Below are 25,184 nucleotides of genomic sequence, written 5' to 3' on the forward strand. Positions count from 1 at the left end.
GACAAACTTTCGACGCAGCCGGGTGAGCGCACGCATGATCATAGACCAGAACGAAGCGGACGATTTCCATGACGTGATGGAAGAGAAGCGCGCGGCGCTCTTCTACGTCAAGGAAGCCTTCGCCGAGGCGCAGCTCGACGGTCTCGACGAGGATTGCGTCGCCCACGCGGCGCTGTTCGCGGCCTTTCACGCGCTTGTGAGCACCTATGGCGAGGAGGCCGTGGCGGATTTCGCCGAGCGTCTGCCCGACCGCGTGCGCGCCGGCTGTTTTTCGTCCGGCCCCCGTCATTGAGCAAGATGCCGCTGTCCATTGCGATGCCGCCGATGAAAGGCCCGCCATGCGGCTGAAAAGCGACATATGGGTTGCCGCCTATCTGCGCCGCTGCGGCGTGGAGGGGGTGCCCGCCGTGCTGCGCCGGCGCGGGGCGGCGGAGGCGGGCGCGATTTTCGTGCTGCTCGATCGGCTCAACGGGACGGTGGCGCTGTTCGGTCCCGCGCCCCAGAGCCTTGCCGACGAGGATGCCGGCCTGCGCCTGTTCGCGCCGCTCCCCCTCAAGCCCGAGCCGACGCCCGCCGTGGCGGAGGCGCGGTTGCGGCAGGAAGCGGCGTTCGACTCCGATCTGTGGATCGTGGAAGTCGAGGATCGCCAGGGGCGGCATTTTCTGGATCTCGCGAAAGAATAAAGCATTTCCGCATTCCGGCGAGAGGTGGAGATGCGAGGCGGAAATGCATGGCGTGCCGGGGCGGTATCCGCGGATGCGTTTCAGACCGGCAGGCCCCGGTCCCACGGCGGCACGGGAGAAAACCGCTCCCCGAGAAAATCGATCAGCGCCCGCACTTTCGCCGGCGGCCGCCGGTCATGCGGAAAGACGGCGTGGACGTTGCCGGTCTCCACGGTCGGCAGTTCGAGAAGGATCGGCGCGAGCCGCCCGGCGCGAATCGCATCGCCGACGAGAAAGGTGGGCTGGTAGATGATTCCCTGCCCCGCCTCCGCCGCGATGACGAGCACGTCGCCGTTGTTGACGCGCAGATTGCCTGCGACGCGCACCGACGCCCCGATCGGGCCGAAAGGCCAGCGGTCGGTGCCGACGCGCTGCGACAGCGTGTAGCCGAGGCAATTATGGTTGCCGAGATCGGCGACCGAGCGCGGCGTGCCGTGACGGTCGAGATAGGCCGGTGACGCGCACAGCATGTTGCGGCACGGCGCGAGCTTGCGCGCGATGAGCCGCGAGGCCGCGAGCACGCCGATGCGCACGGCCATGTCCCAGCCTTCTTCCACGAGATCGACCACGCGGTCGTTGAGCCCGAGCTCGATATCGAGCTGCGGATGCGCCGCGAGGAACGCCGGCAGCACGGGCGCGATCTGGCGGATGCCGAAGGAATAGGGTACGTTGAGACGCAGCACGCCGCGCGGCTCGACGTTGCCCGCGCCAGCCTCCACCTCGGCTTCCGCCACCTCCGGCAGAATGCGCAGGCAGGCGTCGTGAAAGCGCCGGCCCGCTTCGGTCAGCGTCAGACGACGGGTCGTGCGGTGCAGCAGCTTCGCGCCGAGCCGCGCCTCGAGCGCCGCGACATGCTTCGTCACCATCGTCTGCGACAACCCGCAAAGCCGCGCCGCGGCAGTGAAGCTGCCGGCAGCCACCACTTTCGTGAACACGCTCATGCTCGTCAGCCGGTCGAGCATCGGCACCGTTCCCTCATCCGCTTATTTCACACTGTCAGTTATTATTATTATGCACAAAGGCATGATTAACACCATCAGGGAAATTAACGATAGTGCGAGGCAGCATCACGGCTTTCTCGTCCGCCACCGGCCGTTCCGGCCGGCGCTTTTCGCAAGGAGCAACCATGTCTTTGACCGCAAAACTCGACAGCTATCGTCCGCAGGCGCTCGCCGTTCTGCGCATCGCCTCCAGCCTTTTCTTCCTTCAGCACGGTCTCGCCAAGCTCATCCGCTTTCCTTATGTGGAGCAGCTCGCCAACGTGCCGCTGTTTTCGCAGTTCGGCATCGGCGGCATCATCGAGGTGACGGGCAGTCTCCTTATCCTGGTCGGCTTCTACACGCGCGCGGCCGCCTTCATCGTGTCCGGTCTCGCGGCGGTGGCGTATTTCCAGTTCCACGCGCCGAGCAATTTCTTCCCGATTCTCAACGGCGGCGAGCTGGTGGCGCTGTTCTCCTTCGTGTTCTTCTACCTGATCTTCGCCGGCCCCGGCGCGTGGAGCCTCGACGGCAGGCGCGGCTAAAGCGCTTTCCGATCAAACGGAATCGTTTGATCGCGCAGAATTCGCTCAGAACAAGGAAACCGGAATATGTCCCGGGATTGAAACAGGACATGTTCCAGGCATAAGGCTCCGTCCCGGCACGGCGGCCGGGCGCCTCACAGCGCCCGGCGCCACGGGGTCAAGAAAAATCACAAGAAGAACGACACGAAAGGCATGATCATGAGCAGACTTCCCGTCATCGAACCCGCGCTGACCCCGAAATCCATCGATCCGGGCGTGCGCATCGGCCATGTTCATCTCAAGGTCGCCGATCTCGATCGCGCGCTGGCTTTCTACAACGGCGTGCTCGGTTTCGAGCTGATCCAGCGTTACGGTTCCCGCGCGGCCTTCGTCTCGGCCGGCGGCTACCACCACCACATCGGTCTCAACACCTGGGAGAGCGCCGGCGGCCATCCGCCCGCGCCGGGCACGACCGGCCTCTATCATGTGGCGATCCTCTATCCCACGCGCGCGAGCCTCGCGGATGCGCTGCGGCGGCTGATCGCGGCGGGCATCGAACTCGACGGCGCCAGCGACCACGGCGTCAGCGAGGCGCTCTACCTGCGCGACCCGGATCAGAACGGCGTGGAGCTTTATCGGGATCGCCCGCAGGAAGAATGGCCGCGCGGCGCCAGGGGCGAACTGGCGATGGTGACGGAGCCGCTCGATCTGCGGGCGCTGCTGGCCGCGGCTGCGTAAGGCAGGTTTCTCAGCGGGCGCCGCCCGCCCGCCGCCGGGGCTTGGGTGTTTGCATCGGCCAGTCCACGATGCGCTCCGGCAGTTCCTCCAGCGCGATCTCGTCCTCGCTCGCCACGACGCGCCCGCGCACCGAAACGCCCGCCTCGTGCACCGTGCGCGGGTCGCCCGAGACCAGCGGGTGCCACCAGTGCAGGTCCGAGCCCTCCCGGATGAGGCGATAGGCGCATGTCGGCGGCAGCCACCCGATGCGCGCCACTTCCGCCGGCGTGAGGCGGATGCAGTCCGGCACTTTTTCCTGCCGGTTCGCGTAGTCCTTGCACCGGCAGGTGCCGGCGTCGAGCAGGCGGCAGGAAACGTCTGTCGCGTAGATCTGCCCGGTATCCTCGTCCTCGAGCTTCACGAGACAGCAGCGCCCGCACCCGTCGCACAGCGCCTCCCACTCCTGCTGCGACATCTCCCCGAGCGTCTTTGTCTTCCAGAAGGGCGATGCCGAAGCGTTCAAGGTCATTCTCCGCAAACAGGGCGCGTGTGAGTTCGATACAACATCGCGCGGCAAACGGCGCGCGGATTAAGGATGTCTGTCTTTGGCGACGGCCGCACGATTGCGATAGCGCGCAAGGTGGACTACCAAAGGAAAAGTCGTCAGCTTCGCTCAGGGGAGCGATCGCGGTGTTCAGGTTTGTCAGGCCATCCCTCTCCAGACGTGTGAAGCGCGCGGCGCTTGCCGTCGACTCATGGCTCGACGCCTCCCTCTATAGCGCAGGTTCGGGGCTCGGCGAAATATGGCGGCGCATTTCCGCGCGCATGGATCGGCTGGCCGTCACCGGCGTGCGGCGCGTCCTGGTGGAATGCGCCAGCGAGGCGGCGACGCTGTCCATCGCCGGCGGCATGCTGCTGCTGGCCTTCGCGCAGCCCGCCTTCCGGGAAACGAGCGACGACTGGCTGAAGAAGCCGGAGTTCGCCGTGACCTTTCTGGACCGCTACGGCAACGAGGTCGGCCGGCGCGGCATCCTGCACGACGATTCGCTGGCGCTCGACGAATTCCCGGACGTGCTGATCAAGGCCGTGCTGGCGACGGAGGACCGGCGCTTCTACCAGCATTTCGGCATCGACATCATCGGGACGGCGCGCGCGCTGTCCGCCAACGCGCAGGCGGACGGCGTGGTGCAGGGCGGCTCCTCCATCACCCAGCAACTCGCCAAGAACCTGTTCCTGACCAACGAGCGCTCCATCGAGCGCAAGATCAACGAGGCGTTCCTGTCGCTGTGGCTGGAGGCGCGCCTGTCCAAGAACGAGATCCTCAAGCTTTACCTCGACCGCGCCTACATGGGCGGCGGCACGTTCGGCGCGGCGGCGGCGGCGGCGTTTTACTTCGGCAAGTCGGCGCGCGACGTCACCTTGCCCGAGGCCGCGATGCTCGCCGGCCTGTTCAAGGCGCCGTCCAAATACGCGCCGCACGTCAACCTGCCCACGGCCCGCGCCCGCGCCTCCGACGTGCTCGGCGCGATGGTCAACGCCGGCTTGATCACGGAAGGGCAGGCCGAAATCGCCCGCCGCAACCCGGCGACGCCGGTGGACCGGCATCGCGAATCGAGCCCCGATTACTATCTCGACTGGGCTTTCGAGGAAATCCGCGCGATGTCTCAGGAAGGCGCGCTGCGCGGCGAGCGGGTGCTCGTCGTCAAGACGCCGCTCGACCTCTCCATCCAGCATCTGGCCGAGGACGCGCTGGAGGAAGGCTTGCGCCAGGACGGCAAGCGCTGGGGCGTGAAGCAGGGCGCGATCGCCGTGCTGGACCCGGACGGGGCGGCGCGCGCCATGGTCGGCGGGCGCGACTACGGCGAAAGCCAGTTCAACCGCGCCACGAACGCGCTGCGCCAGCCGGGTTCCTCCTTCAAGCCCTTCGTCTACGCGGGGGCGATGATGGACGGCCTCGTGACGCCCGACAGCCCGATCGTCGACGGCCCGACCTGTATCGGCAACTGGTGCCCCAACAACTATAACCGCGGCTATGCCGGCCGCATGACGCTGACGGTCGCGCTGCAACGCTCCATCAACACGACGCCGGTGCGCCTCACCCTGATGATGGGCAAGGGCAACGCCCGCAACGGCCTCGCGCGCGTCATCGAGATGAGCCATGCCATGGGCATCACGACCGAGCTGCGCAACACCGCGCCCCTGCCCATCGGGGCGGAAGGCGTGCGCGTGCTCGACATGGCGGCGGGGTTCGCCGTTTTCGCCAACGGCGGCCTGCGCGCGAAGCCCTATGCGGCGGTCGAGATCCGCAACGGCCATGACGATGTGATCTGGCGTCACGACCGGGATGCCGGCGCGCCCGCGCGCGTGCTGACGCCCGAGGTGGCCGCCGGCATGAACTTCATGATGCACAAGGTGGTGGAGGCGGGCACCGGCCGGCGCGCGCGCATCGAGGGCGTGCCCGTCGCCGGCAAGACCGGCACGACGAACGCCTACAGGGACGGCTGGTTCGTGGGCTACACGGGCAATCTCGTGGCGAGCGTGTGGCTCGGCAACGACGATTACAAGCCCGCCAACCGCATGACCGGCGGCACGCTGCCCGCGCAGATCTGGCAGACGATGATGGCGCGCGCCCACCGCCGGCTCACGATCCGGCCGCTGCCGGGCGTGCCGACGCCGGCGCCCGCCGTCGCCGTGAGCGCCGCGGAGGCGGGCGACGACGATGCCGGCGTGCCGGCCAATCTCTCCCGCCAGTCCTATGAACTGTTGCAGGGCATGACGGCGCTTTTCCGCGAGGCTTCGGCGGCGATGCCCGGCGGCACGGCGCAGACGGCTCCCGCGCGCGAGCAGGCATCAGTGGCAGGCGAGCGCGATGCGGTTCACGTCGCCGCGCGCGGCCTCGGGACGCCGGCGGGAAAGGCGGCGCCGTGACCCGTTTCGCCAACGCCGCCGCCGCGCCATCGTTCCCGCCTGCCTGACGTCAGCTTCCGTGCGCACCATTCTCGTCGCCCTCGCAACCCTCGCCATCGCCGCTTTCGCCGGTCTGGGCTCGGCCTGGTACATGACGCGCGGCGAGCCGCCGTTCGGGGCCGTGCGGGCTGGCCCCTGGGCCGCATGGCCCGACATCGGTTCGCCCGTCATCGATCCTTACGCGCGGGCGATCGTCGCGCGCACCGGGGCGCTGCCGCTCGGCGCCGGCGAGGGGCTGGAGCTGCACGCGGTGCACGACAGCGAGGGGCGGCCGCTCGATGGTGCCTGCGTCTATGCCGTGCGCGGCGCCGTGCCCTCCGCGCGGGCGTGGACGCTGACGGTCTATGACGCCGCCGGCGGGCTGCCGCCCAACGAGACCGGCCGCAACGGGTTCACCTCCTTCGAGCTGCTGCGTGATGCGGACGGGATGGCGGAAATCGTTCTGTCTCGCGGGGTGCGGCCGGGCAACTGGCTGATGCTGCCGCCGACCGAAGGCGTGCATCTCGTGTTGCGGCTTTATGGCGCCCCGCTCGCCGCGGTTTCCGGCGTCGTCGAGGCGGCGGCCCTGCCGGCGATCGACCGGCTCGCCTGCCCCTGAAAGCCGGACGGAGCCCGCGCATGAAAGAGACGAGAGCCCTCAAACCCGCCGCCGCCTCACGCCGGCGAAGCCGCCGCGGCGCGCGCCTGCGGCGGGCGTTGGCATGGGCGACGGGTGCGATGCTCCATGCGCTCGTATTCGGCCTCGTGCTCGGCGGTCTCGTCCATATCGTCACGGTGTTCGCGATTCCGTTCGCGGGATCGGGCGATGCGGTGACGCGGCTCTCGCGGGCGGCGGCATCGGGGCAGACGCGGGAAATCGCGGACAGCGGCTTCTCGCCGCCCTGGCCCGATCCGGCGTTCGTCACCGCCTTCTGCCGGTTCGATCTGACGAACGGTCCGCTGCGGATCACCGCGCACGCCGGCGGCGGTTTCGCCGGCCTTTCGCTCTACGGGCCGGGCGGAAGCGTTCTTTATGCGGTGACGGACGAGATCGCCAATGACGGGGAACTGGCGCTCACGGTGCTGACGTCCGATCAGGCGATGGACGAGCGCGAGGCGCGCGCCGGGCGCGAGGACGGCGGCAGGGAAGTGCGCTTCGTCATGCCCGACCGCCGGGGCGTCGCGACGACGGGCGGCGTCGCCGTCTACCGGGCGCTGGCGCCGCTGCCGAGCCTGAGGGCGAAGGCGCGCGAGGCGGCGCTGTCGCTGCGTTGCGACGATGCCCCTCCGGCCGACTGACGCGATCCGCTCTTTGGAATACATTTTGATCGATCAGATGATTCCATCCGGTCGGAAATTGCTCTATGCAGGCGTCATGGCTCCACCTCTGCTTTTTCTCCAGGATATCCGCCTCACTTTCGGCGGCACCCCGTTGCTCGAAGGCGCGGAAATGTCCGTGTCCGAGGGCGAGCGCCTTTGCCTTGTCGGGCGCAACGGCTCCGGCAAGTCCACGCTGCTCAAGATCGCCGCCGGTCTGGTGCAGGCCGATTCCGGCACGCGCTTCGTCCAGCCGGGCGCGACGGTGCGCTATCTGCCGCAGGAGCCCGACCTCGCCGGCTTCGACACCACGTTGGCCTATGTCGAGGCGGGGCTCGCGGATGGCGACGATGCCTACCGCGCCGCCTGGCTGCTGGAACAGCTCGGCCTGACGGGCCGCGAAGATCCGTCGAATCTCTCCGGCGGCGAGGCACGCCGCGCCGCGCTGGCGCGGGTGCTCGCACCCGAACCCGACATCCTGTTGCTCGATGAGCCGACGAACCATCTGGATTTGCCAGCTATCGAGTGGTTGGAGAGCGAAATCCGCTCCCTCCGCTCGGCGCTGGTGCTGATCAGCCACGACCGGCGCTTTCTCGAAAACCTGTCGCGCGCCACCGTCTGGCTGGACAGGGGAACTGCCCGCCGTCTCGACAAGGGTTTCGCCGCCTTCGAGGAATGGCGCGACGCGGTGCTGGAGCAGGAAGAGATCGAGCACCACAAGCTCGCCCGCAAGATCGCGGCGGAAGACGACTGGATGCGCTACGGCGTCACGGCGCGACGCAAGCGCAACATGCGCCGCGTGCGCGAACTCGCCGACATGCGCAAGCAATTCCGCGAACGCAGGCGCGCCACCGGTTCCGTCGCCATGACGGTGACGGAGGGCGAGACCTCCGGCAAGCTCGTCGCGGAGGCGAAGAACATCGGCAAGCGTTTCGGCGAGCGCGCGATCGTGGAGGATTTCTCCATCCGCATCCTGCGCCACGACCGCATCGGCATCGTGGGGCCGAACGGCGCGGGCAAGACGACGCTGCTCAACATGCTCACCGGCGATCTCGTGCCCGACAGCGGCAGCGTGAAACTCGGCGCGAACCTGCAAATGGCCTTCCTCGACCAGCGCCGCGCCTCGCTCGCGCCCGAGACCACGCTGAAGGACGCGCTCACGGGCGGCGGCACCGATACGGTGACGGTGGGCGGCGCGGTCAAGCATGTCGCCAGCTACATGAAGGATTTTCTGTTTTCCCCCGACCAGTTGAACACGCCGGTTTCCGTGCTCTCCGGCGGTGAGCGCGGGCGGCTGACGCTGGCGCGGGCGCTGGCGCTGCCCTCCAACTTCCTGGTGCTGGACGAGCCCACCAACGACCTCGACCTCGAAACCCTCGACCTGCTCGAAGAGATGATCGCCGACTATCCCGGCACGGTGGTGCTGGTGAGCCATGACCGCGATTTTCTCGACCGCACCGTCAACGCCGTCGTGATCGCGGAGGGCAACGGGCGCTGGCAGGTCTATGCCGGCGGCTACACCGACATGCTGGCGCAGCGCGGCGAGGGCGTGACGGCGCGGAAAGTGGAAGGCGGGAAGGCCGCGCCCGAAAAGGCGAAGGCCCCGCCGCCCGCCGTATCCGACGACAAGGCGCGGAAAAAGCTCAGCTTCAAGGAAAAGCACGCGCTGGAGACGCTGCCCGATCGCATCGCCGCCCTTGAGCGCGACATCGCCAAGTTGCAGGCGCTGCTGGCCGATCCCGAACTCTACACGCGCGAGCCGGCCAAGTTCGAGAAGGCCAACACGCTGCTGGCGCGCGCCGAGGAAGAGCGCGCCGCCAACGAGGAGGAATGGTTGCGGCTCGAAATGCTCCGGGAAGAGCTGGAAGGCTGATGCCGCCGATTTGCCAGCCGATTTGCCAGCCGATTTGCCAGCCGATTTGCCAGCCGATTTGCATTGACCGGCCGGACGATCCGCGCATCGAAGCCTATGCGAGTATCCGCGAGCGCGATCTCGTCGGCCGGGGCGGGCGCTTCATCGCGGAGGGTGAGACGGTGCTGGCGGTGTTGCTGCGGCAGAAGCTGCATACCGTCGAATCGCTCTTCATCCTCGACAAGCGATTGCCGTTCCTCGCCGATCTGCTCGCGCTTCTTCCCGGTGACGTGCCGCTTTACACGGCAAGCCGCGCGGTGATGGATGCGATCGCCGGTTTTCCCATTCATCGCGGCGTGCTCGCCGTGGGGCTGCGGCGTGAGCATGGCGAGGTTTCGGGCTTTCTGAACGCGCTGCCGCGACAGGCCGTCGTCGTCGCCCTCGCCGGGCTCGCGAACCATGACAACGTGGGCGGCATTTTTCGCAACGCGGCGGCGTTCGGCGCTTCGGCCGTGCTGCTGGACGACGCGAGTTGCGATCCGCTCTACCGCAAGGCGATCCGCGTTTCGGTCGGCGGTTGCCTCGCCGTACCGTTCTTCCGCACCGGCCCCGTGCATGCGCTGATCGATCTGCTGGCAGGCGCGGGCTTCACCGTGCTGGCGCTCAGCCCGCGCGGGGCCGAAACCCTCTCGGCGCTCGCCCCGCCCGCGCGCGCCGCGCTGCTGCTGGGCACCGAAGGCCCCGGCCTGCCGGACGACGTGCTGGCGCGCTGCCGCACCGTCTCCATCCCGATGCACGGCGCGTTCGATTCGCTCAATGTCGCGACGACCAGCGGCATCGCGCTGCATCACCTCACGCAGCATGAAGGGCGGCGCTGAAGCGCGCGAGATAACGCGCCTTGGCGGTTTCCGCATCCCAGGGGTGCAAGAACGCCTCGCCGCCGGCCGGCAGCGGCACCACCTTGCCGAAGAAGCCGCGCGCTTCGTCCAGCCCGAAGCCGGCCAGCCGCGTGGCCTCGTAGAAGGCGGCGGCGCGGTCGGCCTTCTTGATGGCCCTTTCCAACGCCGGCGCCGGCCGCGCGGGCAGGCCGAAGCGGATATGGATCGCCGCGAGCAGGCGCTTTTCGATGTCCTTGTAAGTGTCGCCGAGCACGGCCTTGAAGGGCGAGATGATGTCGCCGACGACATACTCCGCCCCGTCGTGCAGCAGCACCGCAAGCCGCGCCTCGCGCGACAGCGCCGGATCGGCGATCTCGGCGAACAACTCCACCAGCAGCGTGTGCTGGGCGACGGAGAAGATGTGCGCGCCGAGCGTCTGCCCGTTCCAGCGCGCCACGCGGGCGAGGCCGTGGGCGATGTCCTCGATCTCGACATCGAGCGGGGAAGGGTCGATCAGGTCGAGCCGCCGGCCGGACAGCATGCGCTGCCACACGCGCGGCGCCTTTGCGGGTCGCGGCGTCATCTCGTCAGGAACGGGTATGCGCGGCGCATTCGGCGTGGCGGTAGCAATCGACCATGTGGTCGTTGACCATGCCGACCGCCTGCATGAAGGCATAGGTGATGGTCGGGCCGCAGAACTTGAAGCCGGCCGCCTTCAGCGCCTTCGACATCTTCTTCGATACTTCGGTCTCCGCCGGCACCTCCTTGCGGGTGCTGAAGCGGTTGACGACCGGCCGCCCGTCGACGAAATCCCACAGGAAATCGCTGAACGAGCCGCGTTCCTGAATGGCGAGCCAGACGCGGGCGCTCGCCACCGTGCCCTCGATCTTGGCGCGGTTGCGCACGATGCCGGCGTCCAGCATCAGCGCCTCGACCTTCAAGGCGTCGAAGCGCGCGATCTGCTCGGGATCGAATCCCGCGAAGGCGGCGCGGAAGTTCTCGCGCTTGCGCAGGATGGTGATCCATGACAGGCCGGCCTGAAAGCCGTCCAGAATGAGCTTTTCGTAGAGCGCCCGGTCGTCATATTCCGGCACGCCCCATTCGTCGTCGTGATAGGCGACATAGAACGGGTCGTCGCCCGGCCACAGGCAGCGATGCTTGCCGTCCGGATGCAGTTTGACGAAATCGCTGTCACTCATGCGGCGTCTCTTCCTCGCCGGGGAAGGGGAAGCGGATGAAGGCCGGCTTGTCGAGCGTGAGCGCGACGCCATCCGCCGTGATCGGCTCGCCCGCGGCAAGAGCCTCCGCCGCGCGGTCAAGGCGCAGGCTGGCCAGCGCCCGGCCCGCCGCGACGGAGCCGATGCGGCCCGAAACCTTGCCGCCCGCCAGTACCTCGGCGCCCTCCGGCGGGGCCGCGCCCGCGAAGACGACCGGCACGATGCGCGTGCGCGCCGTCTTGCGGTGGTGCATGCGCGAGACGACCTCCTGCCCCACGTAGCAGCCCTTGTCGAAGGCCACGCCGTCGAGCTGGTCCATCAGCACCTCATGCGGAAAGGCGTCGTTCCACGGAAAATCGCGGCCGCCCTCCGGCACGCCCAGCCCGATGCGGTGCGCATGCCAGGCCAGCGCATCTTTGCCCAGCGCATCTTTGCCCAGCGCATCCTCACCCAGTGCATCTTCGCCCAGCGCGGCGACGCGCTCGCGCTCCGCGACGATGCGCGTGCCCAATGTCGCGAGGCGCGGATCGGCGAAGGCGAGGCCGAGCCCTTGCGGCGGCGCATCCCCGCCCCACGCCACGCCGATGCCCAGCGTTTCCGACAGGTCCTCGACAATGACCCTGGCGCGCAGCTTGTAAAAATTCAGCCGCTTTGCCAGCGCCCCGGCCTGATCGCGGGCGACGTCCAGCAGAAAGCCGCCGCCGCGCTCCTGCGGAACGGCGACGGCGAGCCCGTCGAACAGGATCTTTCCCTGCGGCGTCAGCAGCCCGAACCAGCGCGCCTCGCCGGCGCTCAGGTTCTCGACATGGCTGGTGACGAGGTTTTGCAGGAAGGGGCGGGCATCCTCGCCCACAACCTTCACGACGCCCCTGTCTGCAAGGAAGGTTTTCGGCATGTCAGAGTCCGAGCTTGCGCCGGCGTTGCGCCAGCGTGCGCAGCCGCAGCGCGTTGAGGCGGATGAACCCTTCCGCGTCGCGGTGATCGTAGGCGACCGCGCCGTCCTCGAAGGTGACGAGATCCTGATCGTAGAGCGAGAACGGGCTCTCGCGGCCGACGATATGCACGCCGCCCTTGTAGAGCTTGAGGCGCACGCGGCCGGTGACGAACTCCTGGCTGGCGTCGATGAGCTTTTGCAGCAGCTCGCGCTCGGGCGAGAACCAGAAGCCGTTGTAGATCAGCTCGGCGTATCTGGGCATCAGCTCGTCCTTGAGGTGCGCCGCGCCGCGGTCGAGCGTGACCTGCTCGATGGCGCGGTGCGCGTACCACAGGATGGTGCCGCCGGGCGTCTCGTACATGCCGCGAGACTTCATGCCCACGAAGCGGTTCTCGACGAGATCGAGCCGGCCGATGCCGTTGGCGCCGCCAAGCGCGTTGAGTTTCGTCAGCAGCGCGGCGGGCGTGAGCTTCTCGCCGTCGATGGCGACCGCATCGCCCTTCTCGAAGTCGATGGCGATGGTGGTGGGCGTATCGGGCGCGGCCTCGGGCGAGACGGTGCGCGAGAACACGTATTCCGGCACTTCCTCGGCCGGATCCTCCAGCACCTTGCCCTCGGAGGAGGTGTGCAGCAGGTTGGCGTCCACCGAGAAGGGAGCGTCGCCGCGCTTGTCCCTGGCAATCGGAATCTGGTTCTGCTCGGCGAATTCGATCAGCTTCGTGCGCGAGGTCAGATCCCACTCGCGCCACGGCGCGATCACGGTGACGTCCGGCTTCAGCGCGTAATAGCCGAGTTCGAAGCGCACCTGATCGTTGCCCTTGCCGGTCGCGCCGTGGGAAACGGCGTCGGCGCCGGTCTTTTCGGCGATCTCGATCTGCTTCCTGGCGATCAGCGGGCGGGCGATGGAGGTGCCGAGCAGATAGAGCCCTTCATATTGGGCGTTGGCGCGGAACATCGGGAAGACGTAATCGCGCACGAATTCCTCGCGCAGGTCCTCGATGAAGATGTTTTCCGGCTTGATGCCGAGCAGCAGCGCCTTCTGGCGGGCGGGCTCCAGTTCCTCGCCCTGGCCGAGATCGGCGGTGAAGGTGACGACCTCCGCCTGGTAATTGGTTTGCAGCCACTTCAGGATGATGGAGGTATCGAGGCCGCCGGAATAGGCGAGCACCACTTTCTTCACGCGCTTGTCTGTCATCGTCAGGTCCATACGGCGGGAGGATCGGCGATCCGACGGCGGCCCCCGGCCTTGCATTGCGATCCGGTGACTATAGTAACGCGGGCGCGCCGCGCAACCCTCCATCGTCGCGCGTCCGGCAACATGAAAGATGACCTTTGCGGCGGTCTCTGTTAGGACGCTTCGAAACCATCTGCCGAAGGAACGCCGCTCATGTCCGCCGCCCCGCATCCCGCGCCTGTCGCCGCCCGCCCGTCCGGCCCGCTCAAGGGCCGGGTGCGCGTGCCGGGCGACAAGTCCATCTCCCACCGCGCCCTGCTGTTCGGCCTGCTGGCCATTGGCGAAACACATGTTTCCGGCCTGCTCGAAGGCGAGGACGTGTTGCGCACGGCCGATGCGGTGCGCGCGCTCGGCGGCGTCGCGGAGCGGCTCGGCGACGGGGAGTGGCGCGTCGTGGGCGTCGGCGTCGGCGGTCTGAGCCAGCCCGAGGGCGTGCTCGATTTCGGCAATGCCGGCACCGGCTCGCGGCTGACGATCGGCGTCGCCGCCGGGCATCCGATCACCGCGACGTTCGACGGCGACGCCTCGCTGCGCAAGCGGCCCATGCGGCGCATCGTCGATCCGCTGGCGCTGATGGGCGCGGAGGTGGTTTCGGAGGCTGAAGGCGGGCGGCTGCCGCTGACGATTCGCGGCCCGCGCGAGCCCGCGCCGATCGTGTACGAAACGCCGGTGCCCTCGGCGCAGATCAAGTCGGCCGTGCTGCTCGCCGCGCTCAATGCGCCGGGCAAGACGACCGTGATCGAGAAGGAGGCGTCGCGCGACCATACCGAACGCCTGCTGCGCCACTTCGGCGCGGAGGTTGTCGTGGAGCCGCACGGCGCGCACGGCAGGCGCATCACGCTCACCGGCCAGCCGGTGCTGCGCGCCGCGCCCGTCGCCGTGCCGGCCGATCCCTCTTCCGCCGCGTTTCCGCTGGTGGCGGCGCTCGTCGTGCCGGGTTCCGACATCGTGCTGGAAAGCGTGATGACCAACCCGCTGCGCACCGGCCTCATCACCACGCTACGCGAAATGGGCGCGGATATCGAGGAGCTGAACGCGCGCGAGGAGGGCGGCGAGACGGTGGCCGACCTGCGCGTGCGCGCGAGCGCCCTGAAGGGCGTCGACGTGCCGGCGGAACGGGCGCCCTCGATGATCGACGAATATCCGGTGCTGGCGGTGGCGGCGGCCTTCGCCGAGGGCGAGACGCGCATGCGCGGCCTGCACGAACTGCGCGTGAAGGAATCGGACCGCCTTCAGGCGGTGGCGGACGGCCTTGCCGCGGCGGGCGTCACGGCGCGCATCGAGGGCGACGATCTCGTCGTCACCGGCGGCGGCGTGCGGGGCGGGGGCGTGGCCGCGACGCATCTCGACCACCGCATCGCCATGTCGTTCCTCGTGCTGGGGCTTGCGGCGCGCGAGGGCATGCGCGTCGACGACGGGGCGATGATCGCCACGAGCTTCCCGTCCTTCGTGCCGCTGATGCGCGAACTCGGCGGCGATATCGCCGAAGACCTCGACGGGGCGGGGCGGTGATCGTCGCCATCGACGGCCCGGCCGCCTCGGGCAAGGGAACGCTGGCGAAGCGCCTCGCGGCGCACTACGGCCTGCCGTATCTCGACACGGGCATGCTCTATCGGGGCGTGGCGCGGCGGATGCTGGACGCGGGCGCGCCGCTCGACGACGCCGGGGCGGCAACGGAATTCGCGCAGGCGTTCACGCCCGGCTCCGACGACGACGAGCGGCTGCGCGGGCGGGACATGGGCGAGGCGGCTTCCATCGTCGCCGCGCATCCGCCGGTGCGCGAAGCGCTGCTCGCGCTCCAGCGCGCCTTCGCCCGGCAACCGGGCGGGGCGGTGCTCGACGGGCGCGACATCGGCACGGTGATCTGCCCCGACGCAGACATCAAGCTGTTCATCACCGCCACGCCGGAAGTGCGGGCGCACCGGCGCGCGCTGGAATTCGCGGCGCGGGGCGAGGCTGTCGACGAGGCCGCGATCCTGGCGGAAATCCGCCAGCGCGACGCGCGCGACGCGCAACGCGCCGCAGCGCCTCTGACGATGGCCGCCGACGCCGTGATGCTCGATACGTCCGGGCTCGACGTCGCCGGCGTCGTCGCGGCGGCGCTGGCGATCGTCGAAGGCAAGCTGCGGTAAGCGGTAAAATGTAAAATCCGGAGCGGCGTGACGATTCCGCTTGGATGCACGCCGCTCTAACGGTTTTTCACGAAGCGGCGCAGCACGAAGTAGGTGGCGGCGATGCTGCCCCCCAGCAGCAGCATGCTCCACCAGAAGCCGCCCGGGGTTTCGTCGAGCGGCAGGCTGGCGACGTTCATGCCGAAGATGCCGGCGATCAGCGCCGGCGGCATGAAGAAGGTCGTCATCATGGTGACGATGTACAGGCTGCGGTTCGATTCGTTGGCGATGCGGGTGGATATCTCGTCCTGAAGGATCTTGGCGCGCCCCTGTTCGGCGATCGTGTCGTGGTCGAGCGCCTCAAGGCGCTCCACATATGTCTGAAGCGCCTTGCGCCGGTGCTTGAAGGACGTGATCGCTTCCGCGCGCTCGACGTGGAACAGCGTTTGCCGCAGCATCAGCGTATGGCGATGCAGGCGCGCGACGCCGCGGCGCAGGGGGCCGAGCGACTGCGCGGTATCGTTTTTCATCCGTTCGCCGAGCACATGGTCCTCGATGTCGTCCAGCTCGTCGGACGCCTCCGCGCCGATGTCCTCCAGCCGCTGCACAATCTGTCCGACGATGGCGCCGACAAGCGCGAACGGCCCCATGTAGCGCTCGCCGCGATCGGTAGCGGCGATGATCGCGGCGATGGCGGCGATCTTTCGCCGTCTGCCCGTGATGAGGAAATTTTCGCCCAGCAGGCAATGCAGGAAGGTCACTTCGTCGGTGGGCGTGTCGAAGTCCAGCGCGCTGTCGGGCAGGCTGAAGCTGAGCACGCCCTCCTGGCTGATCACCGAGCGGCGGGCCGAGCTGGTGATGAAGCGCTGGCGCAGCGCCTCCGGCACGAAGGGCTGGCTGCCGATCCAGTTGCGCGCGCGCGTGTCGACGAGATCGACGTGAATCCACACGAAGCCCCGCGCGCCGTCTTCCGTTTCCGGGCTGACAAACGTGTCGAGGTCGATGGCCGGCGGGTGCTCCTCCCGCACGCCGATCCAGTGCGCGAGTCCGTCGACGTCGAAACGGCACAGCCACATCGTATCGCGCGTGTCGTTGGTAATGGTCGCCAGAGGTTGTTGCTGCATGGTCTAACTTCTGTGTCGCCTGCCGGAGCGAAGTCCGGCTGATCCCGTCGAAGGCTTCCAAATGGTCGCCGGAACTTCTTGTCCGCGCAATGTCCGACACGCGAATGACGGCTGCCGCGCCGATCGTCGCGCCGACGGTTCGCCGCCTGCGCCGAAAAAGCGCTATGCTGCCTTCAAACGCCTGTTGTAGTGTGAATCGAGGCGGTTATCGAGGTTGTTCGGATGGAGAAGGCGGACTGCATGGGAACCGGTCTATGACTGCCGTGAGGTTGGCGCTTGTCGCCCACGATGCCAAGAAGGACGAGATGGCCTCTTTCGCGGAGCGCCATCGGACCTTTCTCGGCGATTGCACGCTGTTCGCGACCGGCACCACCGGGCTGCGAATCATGGAGCGCTGCCCGGAACTCGACGTCAGACGGCTGAAGAGCGGTCCCTATGGCGGCGATCAGCAGATCGGCGCGCTGATCGCCGAGAGCGGCATCGACGCGCTGATCTTTTTCGTCGATCCGCTCTCGCCCATGCCGCACGATGTCGATGTGAAGGCGCTGATGCGCGTGGCGCTCGTTTACGACGTGCCGATGGCTCTCAACCGCGCCAGCGCCGAAATGGTGCTGGCCGGGCTGGCGCGCGGGGAAGGGTCCGCCGTCGAGGCAGAGGCAGGCGGGCGGGCGTGAGCCGGCAGGCACGGGCGCGAGCGGGCGGCCTGTTCTCGGTTTTCAGGCGGGGAGCGCGTCTTTCTCGGCGGCGGCCTCGGCCTCCGGCCCGGCTTCCTCCGTCTTCGTCAGCGCCATGATCTGATCCGCGACCGTCGCGATCCGCTGGCGCAGCAGCGCGTTTTCCTGCGTGACGGGATTGGCGGCGAGGATGGCGAGCCGGGTTTCGAGGTCGACGATAGCGATGCGTCTGGCGTCGCGGTCTTCGGTCACGGCGTCGAGTTCCGCCGTCAACCGCTCTTCCTCGCGCCGCAGGGTCTCGTTGTCCTGCCGAAGCGTTTCCAGCGTCGCGGCGTCGGCAAGCGTCTGCCGGCGCAGGGTCGCCTCGATGGCGCCCGCTTCCGTCCGGTGCCGCGCGCGCGCCTCGCGTTCCTTTTCGAGCAGGCGCTCGGCCTTGCGCAGCGCCACCGCGCCTTCGGCGCGGATGTAGTCCATCTGCGCCGTGAGTTCGTCGGTGGAGACGGGAAACTGTGCCTCCAGCCGTCGCCGCGCGAGACGAGCGGCCCGCGCGTTGATGCCGGGCAGGATCATCAGCGCCAGCACGGCGGCCGTCAGGAAGCCGGCCGCGAAGATCAGGATGGTTTCAAGCACGTCAGGACGTCATCCTCGGGACTGCATGTCAGAACGGATTCCAGGTGGCCTGCGGCGTGAACTTGAGGTAGCCGATGTTGATGCCGAGCTTCAACCCCACGCCGGTGCGGATCGGCACGAGCAGCACGTCCTGCCCGTTTTCTCCCCGCCCGCCGAGCGCCGAAACGGCGAAGCCGGCGACCAGATAGGCCGAACCGTCCAGGCCGGCGAAACGCTGAAACATATGGTCGATCGACGGCAGGTGATAGACGAGTATCATCGTCCTGTTGCCGGAGCCGCCGAAATCGAACCCCAGCGAGGGGCCTTGCCAGAAAACGTTCCGCTCGCCCGCGCCGCCCGTGTTGATGCCGCGCGTGTAGAGCTTGCCCTCGCCGTAGCGCAGCCCGCCGAAGAAGGCGCCGGCGGCTTCCTGCCCCAGAATGTAGCCGTTGGGCCTGCCCCAGCGCTGAAAGACGTCCTGCACCGCGAGCGCCAGCCCGCGCGAGGCCGAGCCGAAGAAGCGATGCCCCGAATCGACGATCTCCTCCACGTTGAAGGTTTCGCCGCCCTCGGGCGCGGGCTGGAAGCCGGGCGGCGGTTGCTGGGCGAGGGCCGTGCGGCCGGTCGGCAGCGCCGCGAGGCCGGCGCTCGCCGAAAGGGCGAGCATCGTGCGCCGTGTGACATCCGGCCGCGCGAAACCCCGCCGCTTCGTGTCGCGCGATGACGTATCCATGCGCTGTTCCTCCTGAGGCGTCGCCGGTCGGCCCCTGCCGCCGGTCTGCGACGGCCGGAGCAGTATTCATGTCGACTGTGGCTGTCACGAGGCGATCGCCGTCGCGCTTCTTTCACGGCCGGATGAAGATGTCGACGCAGCTACAATCGCCCCATGCGATGAATGGTCCGTTAACATGGCCCTCGTGCCGGCACCCGTAGGCGAAGGGGTTGCCGGCCGCATCGGTGACGATGCCGCCCGCCGCGCGCAGCACGGCGTCTCCCGCCGCCGTATCCCATTCCATGGTGGGGCCGAAACGCGGATAGACGTCCGCCTCGCCCTGCGCGACGACGCAGAACTTGACCGACGAGGAAGCGGAGCGGCGTTCGCGCACGGGCAGGCGCGCCAGAAAATCCTCGGTGCGGCCGTCTCCGTGACGCCGGCTCGCGAGCGCCGTCAGCCCCCCGGCGGGCGCCTTGCGGGTGTGGATGGCGCGCCAGTCGCCCCGCGCCGGGCGCGGCTCGTGCGGCGCGCGCTTCGTGGCGGCCGCATGGGCGCCGCCGATCCACAGCAGGCCGCTGGCCGGCGCGTAGACCGCCCCCGCGACAGGTGCGCCGTCGACGATCGCCGCGATGTTGACCGTGTATTCGAGGCCGCCGGTGGTGAAGTCGCGCGTGCCGTCGAGCGGATCGACGAGAAAGAAGGCCCGGCCGGCCGCCACGTCGCGCGGGCTCTCGCCGGTTTCGGCGCGTGCCGCCGTGTCTTCTTCGGCGATGACGGGCACGTCGGGGAAATGCGCTGCCAGCGCATCGAGAATGTAGCGCTCCGCCTCCACGTCCGCATCCGTGTAGCGCGAGCCGTCCGGTTTGGTGTAGACGTTGAAGCCGCGCGCGACCGCCGCCAGGATGAGGCCGCCGGCAAGGCGCGCGATCTCGCCGAGATGGTCGGCGAGGCGGTCGCGGATATCGGGCTCGCGCCACCGGAGAACGTCGCGCGTGGCGTCGTCGGGCGGGAAATCGCGCGGATCGGGGAGGGCGGGCTTGTTCGAGGACGTGGGCGCGGGCACGGGCGGTTCCATCCGGTTGGCCTGACGATCTGTTAACCTGATTTGGTTAGCGTGGGCTGCGGCTGCTTTTCAAGTCTGGCAGGGCCGTGTAACAGGTTTTTTCGCACGTTGCCGGTTCGGGAGCCGCCTTGTCGCCGCGCGCCACATCGCCGCACGCCCGGGCTATCGGAACGGCAACGGATTTTCTCGCTCGCGGAGCTCCCATGACTTCTGTCAACCTCGACGCACTCGACCTCGCCGCCTTGCTGTGCAGCCGGGTGTGCCACGACGTCATCAGCCCGGTGGGCGCCATCGTCAACGGTCTCGAAGTGCTGGAGGACGAAGACGACGCCTCGATGAAGGAGTTCGCGCTCGATCTCATCAAGAAGAGCGCGCGTCAGGCTTCCGCCCGCCTCCAGTTCGCGCGGCTCGCCTTCGGCGCGGCCGGGTCCGCCGGCGCGGAGATCGATCTGGGCGACGCCGAGCAGGTCGCCAAGGGCTTCATTCACGACGACAAGCTGTCGCTGGGCTGGAACGCCGAGCGCCGCCTGCTGCCCAAGAACAAGGTCAAGCTGCTGCTCAACCTCATTCTGGTGGCGACCAACGCCATTCCGCGCGGCGGGCGCATCACGGTCGATATCGATTTCGGCGCCTCGACCGCCGAAACGCGCTTCACCGTCACGGCGCAGGGGCCGCAGGCGCGCATTCCCGTCAACGCGCAGGAACTCGTCGCCGGGCGCTCCGCCACCGGCGAGGTGGACGCCCACGGCATTCAGGCGTTCTACACCGGGCTCGTGGCCAGGGCGGCGGGGCTCGACGTGAGCTTCGCCATCGACGGCGACATCGTCACCATCAGCGCCGATCCCGCCGTCTGATCAGGCGGTCGCGCCCGCCAGATACCGCAGGATGCCGCATGCCGCCGCGTGGCCGGTGGCGAATGTCGCCTGCAACAGATAGCCGCCGGTCGGCGCTTCCCAGTCGAGCATCTCGCCGGCGGCGAACACGCCGGGCTTCCGGCGCAGCATGAAGGCGTCGTCGAGTTCCGCCATGCGGACGCCGCCCGCCGACGAGATGGCGCGCGCCAGCGGCTGCGTGCCGGTGAGGCGCAGCGGCACGGCCTTGACGAGCGCTGCGAGCGCCTGCGGCGAGGCGGGCAGCGGGCCGGGCTCGCGCACCAGCAGCGCCGCCGCCGGCGACAGGCCGGCGACCTTGCGCAGGGTGGTCGATGCCGATTGGCCCGCGCGCGCCCGCTCCAGCCGCCAGGCGAGTTCGGCCACGCTCATGCCGGTTTGCAGGTCGATGGTCAGAACGGCCTCGCCATCGCGGTCGATGGCGTCGCGCAGCGCCGCCGACAGCGCATAGACCGCGCCGCCCTCGATGCCGCTCGCCGTGATCATCGCCTCGCCGTTGGCGGTGAGCCCTTCCGCATGGAGCGCGACGCGCTTCAGCGGCTCGCCCTCGGCGCGGGCGCGGAAGACATCGGACCAGGCAACCGTGAAACCGCAATTGGCCGGGCGCAGATCGGCGACCGCGACGCCCATGTCGCGCAGCGTCCCGACCCAGCCGCCATCCGATCCCAGACGCGGCCACGACGCGCCGCCGAGCGCGAGCAGCGTGGCATCCGCGGCGACGATGCGTTCGCCCTCCGGCGTGGCGAAGAGCAGCCCGGAGTGTGAGCCCGCGTCATCCGCAAAGCCGAGCCATCGGTGACGGAAGGCGAAGGCGACGCCGAGCTTTTCCAGCCGCCCGAGCCACGCACGCAGCAGGGGCGTCGCCTTGTAGGAGCGCGGAAAGACGCGCCGGCTCGATCCCTCGAAGGTAGGCTCGCCCAAGTCCGCGCTCCAGCCGCGCAGGCGCGCGGGCGAGAAGGCGCGGATCGCGGGTTCGAGCCAGGCGCGCGCCTCTCCGTAGCGCCGCAGGAATTGCTCCAGCGGTTCGGCGTGGGTCAGGTTGAGGCCGCCGCGCCCGGCCATCAGGAATTTTCGCGCCGGCGAGGGCATGCGCTCGAAAACGGTGACGGCATGCCCCGCGCGCGCCAGCTCCTCGGCCGCGATCAGCCCCGCCGGGCCGGCGCCGACGACGGCGACGATTTTTTTCGCATGATTGTCAGGCGACAATTTTCACTCCACGGCGGAAACGCCGCCCAAAAGCCCCCAGAGTCGAGCATGCCCCATAGCACGGCGCGGCGCGGCGCACGATTCATGTTATGAAGCGGCATGCAATGGCAGGACGAAGGCATCGTGCTCGGCATCAGGCGGCACGGGGAGACGAGCGTCATCCTCGATCTGCTGACGCGCGCGCGCGGCCGTCACGCCGGGCTGGTGCGGGGCGGCCGTTCGCCGCGCCTGCAACCCGTGCTCCAGCCGGGCAATTCGGTCGCGGCCGCGTGGCAGGGACGCATCGAGAACCAGTTGGGGCACTACCGCGTCGAGGGCACGGTCTCGCGCGCGGCGCGCTTTCTCGATTCGCCGCTGTCGCTCAACGGCCTCGGCCTGCTCGCCGCGCTGCTGCGGCTGCTGCCGGAGCACGATCCCCATCCCGCCCTCTACGACGCCGCCCTGGTGGTGCTCGATCATCTCGACGATCCGCACGTCGCCCCGGTTCTGCTGGTGCGCTTCGAACTGGCGCTGCTGGCGGAATTCGGCTTCGGCCTCGATCTGGCGCAATGCGCCGTCACCGGCGCGACGCAGGAACTGGTCTATGTGTCGCCAAGATCGGGCCGGGCGGTGTCGCTGCGCGCGGGCGCGTCCTACCATGACAGGCTGCTGCCGCTGCCCGCCTTCCTGCGGGATGCCGACAGCGGGCGGGGCTTCATGGCGGGCGCGGGCCATCCCGGCGTTGACGCCGTGCGGCAGGGTTTTGCGCTCACCGGCCACTTCCTCGCGCGTCATCTCTTCGCCCCGCGCGATGCGCCGTTGCCGGACGCGCGCGCCCGCTTCCTCGCCCTGCTGGAATGACGGCTTGCGGCGGCGGATATCGTTCGGTATATGTTCGCGCCGGGCATATTTCGGTCGGATGGAATCATCCGATCGATCGGGATGTGCCCGCAATCGACAACTTGGAGCATGCCGTCGTTTCCGTGACATGACGGCGTGCTCGCGTGCGGGATCGGGGCGGGTTTCAGGGATTCGATGGGCAAGAAAGCGGATCTGCCGCCGGCGGGCGGCCATGACGGCAACGTGGAGGAAGTCGCCCTGCGCGCCGCGCTGGAGGAGCGCTATCTCGCCTATGCGCTCTCCACCATCATGCATCGCGCCTTGCCGGATGCGCGCGACGGCCTCAAGCCCGTGCACAGGCGCATTCTGTACGGCATGCGGCTGCTGCGGCTCGATCCGGGCGCCGGGTTCAAGAAGTCCGCGCGCGTCGTGGGCGATGTCATGGGCCAGTTCCATCCGCATGGCGACCAGTCGATCTACGACGCGCTGGTGCGGCTCGCGCAGGATTTCGCCCAGCGCTATCCGCTGATCGAGGGGCAGGGCAATTTCGGCAATATCGACGGCGATAACGCCGCCGCCATGCGTTATACCGAGGCGCGGCTCACCACCGTCGCCCAGTTGCTGTTGCAGGGCATCGACGAGGACGCCGTCGATTTTCGCGATACCTACGACGAAACGAATCGCGAGCCGATCGTGTTGCCGGCCGCGTTTCCCAACCTGCTGGCGAACGGCGCGCAGGGCATCGCGGTCGGCATGGCGACGTCCATTCCGCCCCACAACGCGGCCGAGCTGTGCGACGCCGCGCTTTACCTGATCGCGCACCCGCAGGCGGATGTCGACAGCCTGCTGACCTTCGTGCAGGGGCCGGACCTGCCCACCGGCGGCGTGATCGTCGACGATCGCGCCACCATCGCCGAGGCCTACCGCACGGGGCGGGGCGGCTTTCGCGTCCGCGCCCGCTGGTCGCGGGAAGAGGGCGCGCGCGGCCAGTGGCTGGCTGTCGTCACCGAGATTCCCTACGGCGTGACGAAGGGGCGGCTCATCGAGAAGACCGCCGATCTGTTGCTGGCGAAGAAGCTGCCGCTGGTCGCCGATATCCGCGACGAATCGGCGGAGGACATCCGCATCGTCATCGAGCCGCGCACCAGGGCCGTCGACGACGTGCTGATGATGGAGTCGCTGTTCCGGCTGACGGAACTCGAATCGCGCCTGCCGCTCAACCTCAACGTGCTGGCAGGCGGGCAGATACCGAAGGTGCTCGATCTCGCCGAGGTGCTGCGCGAATGGCTCGGCCACCGCCGCGAGGTGCTGCTGCGCCGCTCCCGCTTCCGGCTGGGCGAGATCGTGCGCCGCCTCGAAATTCTCGACGGCCTGCTGATCATCTATCTCGATCTCGACCGCGTGATCAGGATTATCCGCGAGGAGGACGAGGCGAAGCCTGCGCTGATCGCGGCCTTTTCGCTGACCGACATGCAGGCGGAGGCCATTCTCAACACCCGCCTGCGCTCGCTGCGCAAGCTGGAGGAGATGGAACTGCGCCGCGAGCACGAAAAGCTGACGGAGGAACGCGCCGGCATCGAGGCGCTGCTCGCTTCCGACGAAAAGCAATGGAAGGTCGTGGCCGGCGAGGTGCGCGAGGTGCGCAAGCTTTTCGGCCCGGAAACCGCGCTCGGCAAGCGGCGCACCACCTTCGCCGAGGCGCCGGAAACGGCCGACGTCGATCTGACCGGAGCGATGGTCGAGCGGGAGCCGATCACGGTCGTGCTGTCCGTCAAGGGCTGGATCAGGGCGCTGAAGGGGCACGGTGTCGATCTGTCAAGCCTTCAGTTCAAAGGCGACGACGGGCTGTTCCTGTCGTTCGCGACGGAGACGACGGCGCGCATCCTGGTGCTGGCGGATGACGGGCGCGTCTACACCCTCGACGCCGCGAAGCTGCCGGGCGGACGCGGCGTCGGCGATCCGCTGCGGCTGATGGCGGATATCGACGAGAATGCCGGCATCGTCGCCGCTTTTCCGTATGTTCCGGGCGAGAAACTGTTGCTGGTCGCTTCCGACGGGCGCGGTTTCGTCGCGCCGGCGGATGACATCGTGGCCAACACCCGCAAGGGCAAGCAGGTGCTGAATCTCGACGCCGCCGGCAAGGACCGTGCGCGCCTGTGCGTCCCCGTGCGCGGCGATCACGTCGCCGTCGTCGGCGAAAACCGGAAGCTCCTCGTGTTTCCGCTGACGCAGGTGCCGGAAATGGCGCGCGGCCGCGGCGTGCGCCTGCAACGTTACGGCGACGGCGGCATCGCCGATGCGCGCGTCTTCAACCTTGCGGACGGCTTGACGTGGACGGATACTTCCGGCCGGACATGGACCGTGCCGGAAGCCGATATCCGCGCCTGGCTCGGCAACCGCGCCGATGGCGGCCGCCTGCCGCCGAAGGGCTTTCCGCGCAACAACAGGTTTCAGTAATCGTGGCGGCCTTGCAGGGTGCTTAATGTAATAACATTTCATAATGAAACGTTATTATGTATCCATGTTGGAATGTAAAGTATTTCTCCGCTTTTTCGCATTCGGTCATCTGCCTGACATGCGGCATTTCTACTGTCCCGGCAATGCCGCCGTGCGTGACGCCGTGTCGGCGCGGATAGGCTAAGTGTTTCTGCAAAC

Annotated in this window: 26 protein-coding genes; 15 read left to right on the top strand and 11 right to left on the bottom strand. The window is 68.4% G+C overall.

Going from position 1 to position 25,184, the window contains the following annotated elements:
* The first annotated feature begins 34 nt into the window (after window positions 1–34).
* Window positions 35–292 (top strand): hypothetical protein, encoded by a 258-nt coding sequence (locus tag ACOYJQ_RS06855; protein WP_433457296.1) that lies wholly within the window; start codon window positions 35–37, stop codon window positions 290–292.
* A gap of 46 nt (window positions 293–338) precedes the next feature.
* Window positions 339–683, top strand: a complete 345-nt coding sequence (locus ACOYJQ_RS06860; protein WP_433457297.1) for a DUF1491 family protein — start codon at window positions 339–341, stop codon at window positions 681–683.
* Window positions 684–763: 80 nt separating this feature from the next.
* On the opposite strand, the gene ACOYJQ_RS06865 is transcribed toward ACOYJQ_RS06860, so the two are convergent.
* Window positions 764–1,684: a LysR substrate-binding domain-containing protein gene (locus tag ACOYJQ_RS06865; RefSeq protein WP_433457298.1), complete on the bottom strand. Its 921-nt coding sequence runs from the start codon at window positions 1,682–1,684 to the stop codon at window positions 764–766.
* A 164-nt stretch (window positions 1,685–1,848) separates the two neighbouring features.
* On the opposite strand from ACOYJQ_RS06865, the gene ACOYJQ_RS06870 reads away from it, so the two are divergent.
* Both ACOYJQ_RS06870 and ACOYJQ_RS06875 read left to right on the top strand, forming a co-directional pair.
* On the top strand, window positions 1,849–2,244 hold the full coding sequence (locus ACOYJQ_RS06870; protein ID WP_433457299.1) for a DoxX family protein: 396 nt from the start codon (window positions 1,849–1,851) through the stop codon (window positions 2,242–2,244).
* Between the two features lie 198 nt (window positions 2,245–2,442).
* Window positions 2,443–2,961: a VOC family protein gene (locus ACOYJQ_RS06875; protein WP_433457300.1), complete on the top strand. Its 519-nt coding sequence runs from the start codon at window positions 2,443–2,445 to the stop codon at window positions 2,959–2,961.
* A gap of 10 nt (window positions 2,962–2,971) precedes the next feature.
* Here ACOYJQ_RS06875 and ACOYJQ_RS06880 read toward each other — a convergent pair whose 3' ends face one another.
* On the bottom strand, window positions 2,972–3,415 hold the full coding sequence (locus ACOYJQ_RS06880) for a YcgN family cysteine cluster protein (protein WP_433457495.1): 444 nt from the start codon (window positions 3,413–3,415) through the stop codon (window positions 2,972–2,974).
* Between the two features lie 215 nt (window positions 3,416–3,630).
* Here ACOYJQ_RS06880 and ACOYJQ_RS06885 point away from each other — a divergent pair, with 215 nt between their 5' ends.
* From ACOYJQ_RS06885 to ACOYJQ_RS06905, 5 genes are all read left to right on the top strand, one after another.
* On the top strand, window positions 3,631–5,868 hold the full coding sequence (locus tag ACOYJQ_RS06885; protein ID WP_433457301.1) for a transglycosylase domain-containing protein: 2,238 nt from the start codon (window positions 3,631–3,633) through the stop codon (window positions 5,866–5,868).
* A gap of 58 nt (window positions 5,869–5,926) precedes the next feature.
* On the top strand, window positions 5,927–6,505 hold the full coding sequence (locus ACOYJQ_RS06890) for a DUF1214 domain-containing protein (protein ID WP_433457302.1): 579 nt from the start codon (window positions 5,927–5,929) through the stop codon (window positions 6,503–6,505).
* 20 nt (window positions 6,506–6,525) lie between these two features.
* Window positions 6,526–7,185, top strand: coding sequence for a DUF1254 domain-containing protein (locus ACOYJQ_RS06895; protein WP_433457303.1), 660 nt, complete (start codon window positions 6,526–6,528; stop codon window positions 7,183–7,185).
* Window positions 7,186–7,261: 76 nt separating this feature from the next.
* A complete protein-coding gene (locus ACOYJQ_RS06900; RefSeq protein ID WP_433457304.1) occupies window positions 7,262–9,076 on the top strand; it encodes an ABC-F family ATP-binding cassette domain-containing protein in 1,815 nt (604 codons plus the stop codon).
* Window positions 9,076–9,933: a TrmH family RNA methyltransferase gene (locus tag ACOYJQ_RS06905; protein ID WP_433457305.1), complete on the top strand. Its 858-nt coding sequence runs from the start codon at window positions 9,076–9,078 to the stop codon at window positions 9,931–9,933. Before ACOYJQ_RS06900 ends, ACOYJQ_RS06905 begins: the two co-directional genes overlap by 1 nt.
* Here ACOYJQ_RS06905 and ACOYJQ_RS06910 read toward each other — a convergent pair.
* Genes ACOYJQ_RS06910 through ACOYJQ_RS06925 form a run of 4 tightly spaced genes read right to left on the bottom strand, consistent with a single transcriptional unit; the run spans window position 9,908 to window position 13,279 of the window.
* On the bottom strand, window positions 9,908–10,516 hold the full coding sequence (locus ACOYJQ_RS06910) for a hydrolase (protein ID WP_433457306.1): 609 nt from the start codon (window positions 10,514–10,516) through the stop codon (window positions 9,908–9,910). The two genes, ACOYJQ_RS06905 and ACOYJQ_RS06910, sit on opposite strands and share 26 nt — an antisense overlap.
* Before the next feature lie 4 nt (window positions 10,517–10,520).
* Window positions 10,521–11,132 (bottom strand): DNA-3-methyladenine glycosylase I, encoded by a 612-nt coding sequence (locus ACOYJQ_RS06915; RefSeq protein ID WP_433457307.1) that lies wholly within the window; start codon window positions 11,130–11,132, stop codon window positions 10,521–10,523.
* Complete coding sequence (locus ACOYJQ_RS06920) at window positions 11,125–12,045, bottom strand: YgfZ/GcvT domain-containing protein (protein ID WP_433457308.1); 921 nt, start codon at window positions 12,043–12,045, stop codon at window positions 11,125–11,127. The genes ACOYJQ_RS06915 and ACOYJQ_RS06920 overlap by 8 nt, the downstream gene beginning before the upstream one ends.
* Window position 12,046: 1 nt before the next feature.
* Window positions 12,047–13,279: an argininosuccinate synthase gene (locus ACOYJQ_RS06925; protein ID WP_433457309.1), complete on the bottom strand. Its 1,233-nt coding sequence runs from the start codon at window positions 13,277–13,279 to the stop codon at window positions 12,047–12,049.
* 192 nt (window positions 13,280–13,471) lie between these two features.
* Here ACOYJQ_RS06925 and aroA point away from each other — a divergent pair, with 192 nt between their 5' ends.
* Together aroA and cmk are read left to right on the top strand one after the other, a co-directional pair.
* Window positions 13,472–14,830 (top strand): 3-phosphoshikimate 1-carboxyvinyltransferase, encoded by a 1,359-nt coding sequence (gene aroA, locus ACOYJQ_RS06930; protein WP_433457310.1) that lies wholly within the window; start codon window positions 13,472–13,474, stop codon window positions 14,828–14,830.
* Window positions 14,827–15,450, top strand: a complete 624-nt coding sequence (gene cmk / locus ACOYJQ_RS06935; RefSeq protein WP_433457311.1) for a (d)CMP kinase — start codon at window positions 14,827–14,829, stop codon at window positions 15,448–15,450. Before aroA ends, cmk begins: the two co-directional genes overlap by 4 nt.
* Window positions 15,451–15,506: 56 nt before the next feature.
* On the opposite strand, the gene ACOYJQ_RS06940 is transcribed toward cmk, so the two are convergent.
* On the bottom strand, window positions 15,507–16,553 hold the full coding sequence (locus tag ACOYJQ_RS06940) for a CorA family divalent cation transporter (protein WP_433457312.1): 1,047 nt from the start codon (window positions 16,551–16,553) through the stop codon (window positions 15,507–15,509).
* Window positions 16,554–16,807: 254 nt separating this feature from the next.
* Here ACOYJQ_RS06940 and ACOYJQ_RS06945 point away from each other — a divergent pair, with 254 nt between their 5' ends.
* Window positions 16,808–17,227, top strand: a complete 420-nt coding sequence (locus ACOYJQ_RS06945; RefSeq protein ID WP_433457313.1) for a methylglyoxal synthase — start codon at window positions 16,808–16,810, stop codon at window positions 17,225–17,227.
* Between the two features lie 42 nt (window positions 17,228–17,269).
* Here ACOYJQ_RS06945 and ACOYJQ_RS06950 read toward each other — a convergent pair whose 3' ends face one another.
* From ACOYJQ_RS06950 to cysQ, 3 genes are all read right to left on the bottom strand, one after another.
* A complete protein-coding gene (locus tag ACOYJQ_RS06950; RefSeq protein ID WP_433457314.1) occupies window positions 17,270–17,857 on the bottom strand; it encodes a hypothetical protein in 588 nt (195 codons plus the stop codon).
* Between the two features lie 28 nt (window positions 17,858–17,885).
* Window positions 17,886–18,569 (bottom strand): DUF1134 domain-containing protein, encoded by a 684-nt coding sequence (locus tag ACOYJQ_RS06955; protein ID WP_433457315.1) that lies wholly within the window; start codon window positions 18,567–18,569, stop codon window positions 17,886–17,888.
* A gap of 112 nt (window positions 18,570–18,681) precedes the next feature.
* A complete protein-coding gene (gene cysQ, locus ACOYJQ_RS06960; protein ID WP_433457316.1) occupies window positions 18,682–19,614 on the bottom strand; it encodes a 3'(2'),5'-bisphosphate nucleotidase CysQ in 933 nt (310 codons plus the stop codon).
* A 203-nt stretch (window positions 19,615–19,817) separates the two neighbouring features.
* On the opposite strand from cysQ, the gene chpT reads away from it, so the two are divergent.
* Window positions 19,818–20,468, top strand: coding sequence for a histidine phosphotransferase ChpT (chpT, locus tag ACOYJQ_RS06965; RefSeq protein WP_433457317.1), 651 nt, complete (start codon window positions 19,818–19,820; stop codon window positions 20,466–20,468).
* On the opposite strand, the gene ACOYJQ_RS06970 is transcribed toward chpT, so the two are convergent.
* A complete protein-coding gene (locus ACOYJQ_RS06970; protein WP_433457318.1) occupies window positions 20,469–21,710 on the bottom strand; it encodes a TIGR03862 family flavoprotein in 1,242 nt (413 codons plus the stop codon). It abuts the gene before it with no gap.
* A gap of 99 nt (window positions 21,711–21,809) precedes the next feature.
* Between ACOYJQ_RS06970 and recO the strand changes: the two genes are divergently transcribed.
* Window positions 21,810–22,550, top strand: coding sequence for a DNA repair protein RecO (gene recO / locus ACOYJQ_RS06975; protein WP_433457319.1), 741 nt, complete (start codon window positions 21,810–21,812; stop codon window positions 22,548–22,550).
* Window positions 22,551–22,724: 174 nt separating this feature from the next.
* Window positions 22,725–24,986, top strand: a complete 2,262-nt coding sequence (parC, locus tag ACOYJQ_RS06980) for a DNA topoisomerase IV subunit A (protein ID WP_433457320.1) — start codon at window positions 22,725–22,727, stop codon at window positions 24,984–24,986.
* The last annotated feature ends 198 nt before the right edge of the window (window positions 24,987–25,184 follow it).

The sequence above is a fragment of the Pseudochelatococcus sp. genome (assembly GCF_050946405.1).
Classification (GTDB): domain Bacteria; phylum Pseudomonadota; class Alphaproteobacteria; order Rhizobiales; family Beijerinckiaceae; genus Pseudochelatococcus.

Coding starts and splice junctions, on each gene's coding strand:
- ACOYJQ_RS06855 (WP_433457296.1), top strand. CDS start 35: ATGATCATAGACCAGAACGAAGCGGACGATTTCCATGACGTGATGGAA.
- ACOYJQ_RS06860 (WP_433457297.1), top strand. CDS start 339: ATGCGGCTGAAAAGCGACATATGGGTTGCCGCCTATCTGCGCCGCTGC.
- ACOYJQ_RS06865 (WP_433457298.1), bottom strand. CDS start 1,684: ATGCTCGACCGGCTGACGAGCATGAGCGTGTTCACGAAAGTGGTGGCT.
- ACOYJQ_RS06870 (WP_433457299.1), top strand. CDS start 1,849: ATGTCTTTGACCGCAAAACTCGACAGCTATCGTCCGCAGGCGCTCGCC.
- ACOYJQ_RS06875 (WP_433457300.1), top strand. CDS start 2,443: ATGAGCAGACTTCCCGTCATCGAACCCGCGCTGACCCCGAAATCCATC.
- ACOYJQ_RS06880 (WP_433457495.1), bottom strand. CDS start 3,415: ATGTCGCAGCAGGAGTGGGAGGCGCTGTGCGACGGGTGCGGGCGCTGC.
- ACOYJQ_RS06895 (WP_433457303.1), top strand. CDS start 6,526: ATGAAAGAGACGAGAGCCCTCAAACCCGCCGCCGCCTCACGCCGGCGA.
- ACOYJQ_RS06900 (WP_433457304.1), top strand. CDS start 7,262: ATGGCTCCACCTCTGCTTTTTCTCCAGGATATCCGCCTCACTTTCGGC.
- ACOYJQ_RS06905 (WP_433457305.1), top strand. CDS start 9,076: ATGCCGCCGATTTGCCAGCCGATTTGCCAGCCGATTTGCCAGCCGATT.
- ACOYJQ_RS06910 (WP_433457306.1), bottom strand. CDS start 10,516: ATGACGCCGCGACCCGCAAAGGCGCCGCGCGTGTGGCAGCGCATGCTG.
- ACOYJQ_RS06915 (WP_433457307.1), bottom strand. CDS start 11,132: ATGAGTGACAGCGATTTCGTCAAACTGCATCCGGACGGCAAGCATCGC.
- ACOYJQ_RS06920 (WP_433457308.1), bottom strand. CDS start 12,045: ATGCCGAAAACCTTCCTTGCAGACAGGGGCGTCGTGAAGGTTGTGGGC.
- ACOYJQ_RS06925 (WP_433457309.1), bottom strand. CDS start 13,279: ATGACAGACAAGCGCGTGAAGAAAGTGGTGCTCGCCTATTCCGGCGGC.
- aroA (WP_433457310.1), top strand. CDS start 13,472: ATGTCCGCCGCCCCGCATCCCGCGCCTGTCGCCGCCCGCCCGTCCGGC.
- ACOYJQ_RS06940 (WP_433457312.1), bottom strand. CDS start 16,553: ATGCAGCAACAACCTCTGGCGACCATTACCAACGACACGCGCGATACG.
- ACOYJQ_RS06945 (WP_433457313.1), top strand. CDS start 16,808: ATGACTGCCGTGAGGTTGGCGCTTGTCGCCCACGATGCCAAGAAGGAC.
- ACOYJQ_RS06955 (WP_433457315.1), bottom strand. CDS start 18,569: ATGGATACGTCATCGCGCGACACGAAGCGGCGGGGTTTCGCGCGGCCG.
- chpT (WP_433457317.1), top strand. CDS start 19,818: ATGACTTCTGTCAACCTCGACGCACTCGACCTCGCCGCCTTGCTGTGC.
- recO (WP_433457319.1), top strand. CDS start 21,810: ATGCAATGGCAGGACGAAGGCATCGTGCTCGGCATCAGGCGGCACGGG.
- parC (WP_433457320.1), top strand. CDS start 22,725: ATGGGCAAGAAAGCGGATCTGCCGCCGGCGGGCGGCCATGACGGCAAC.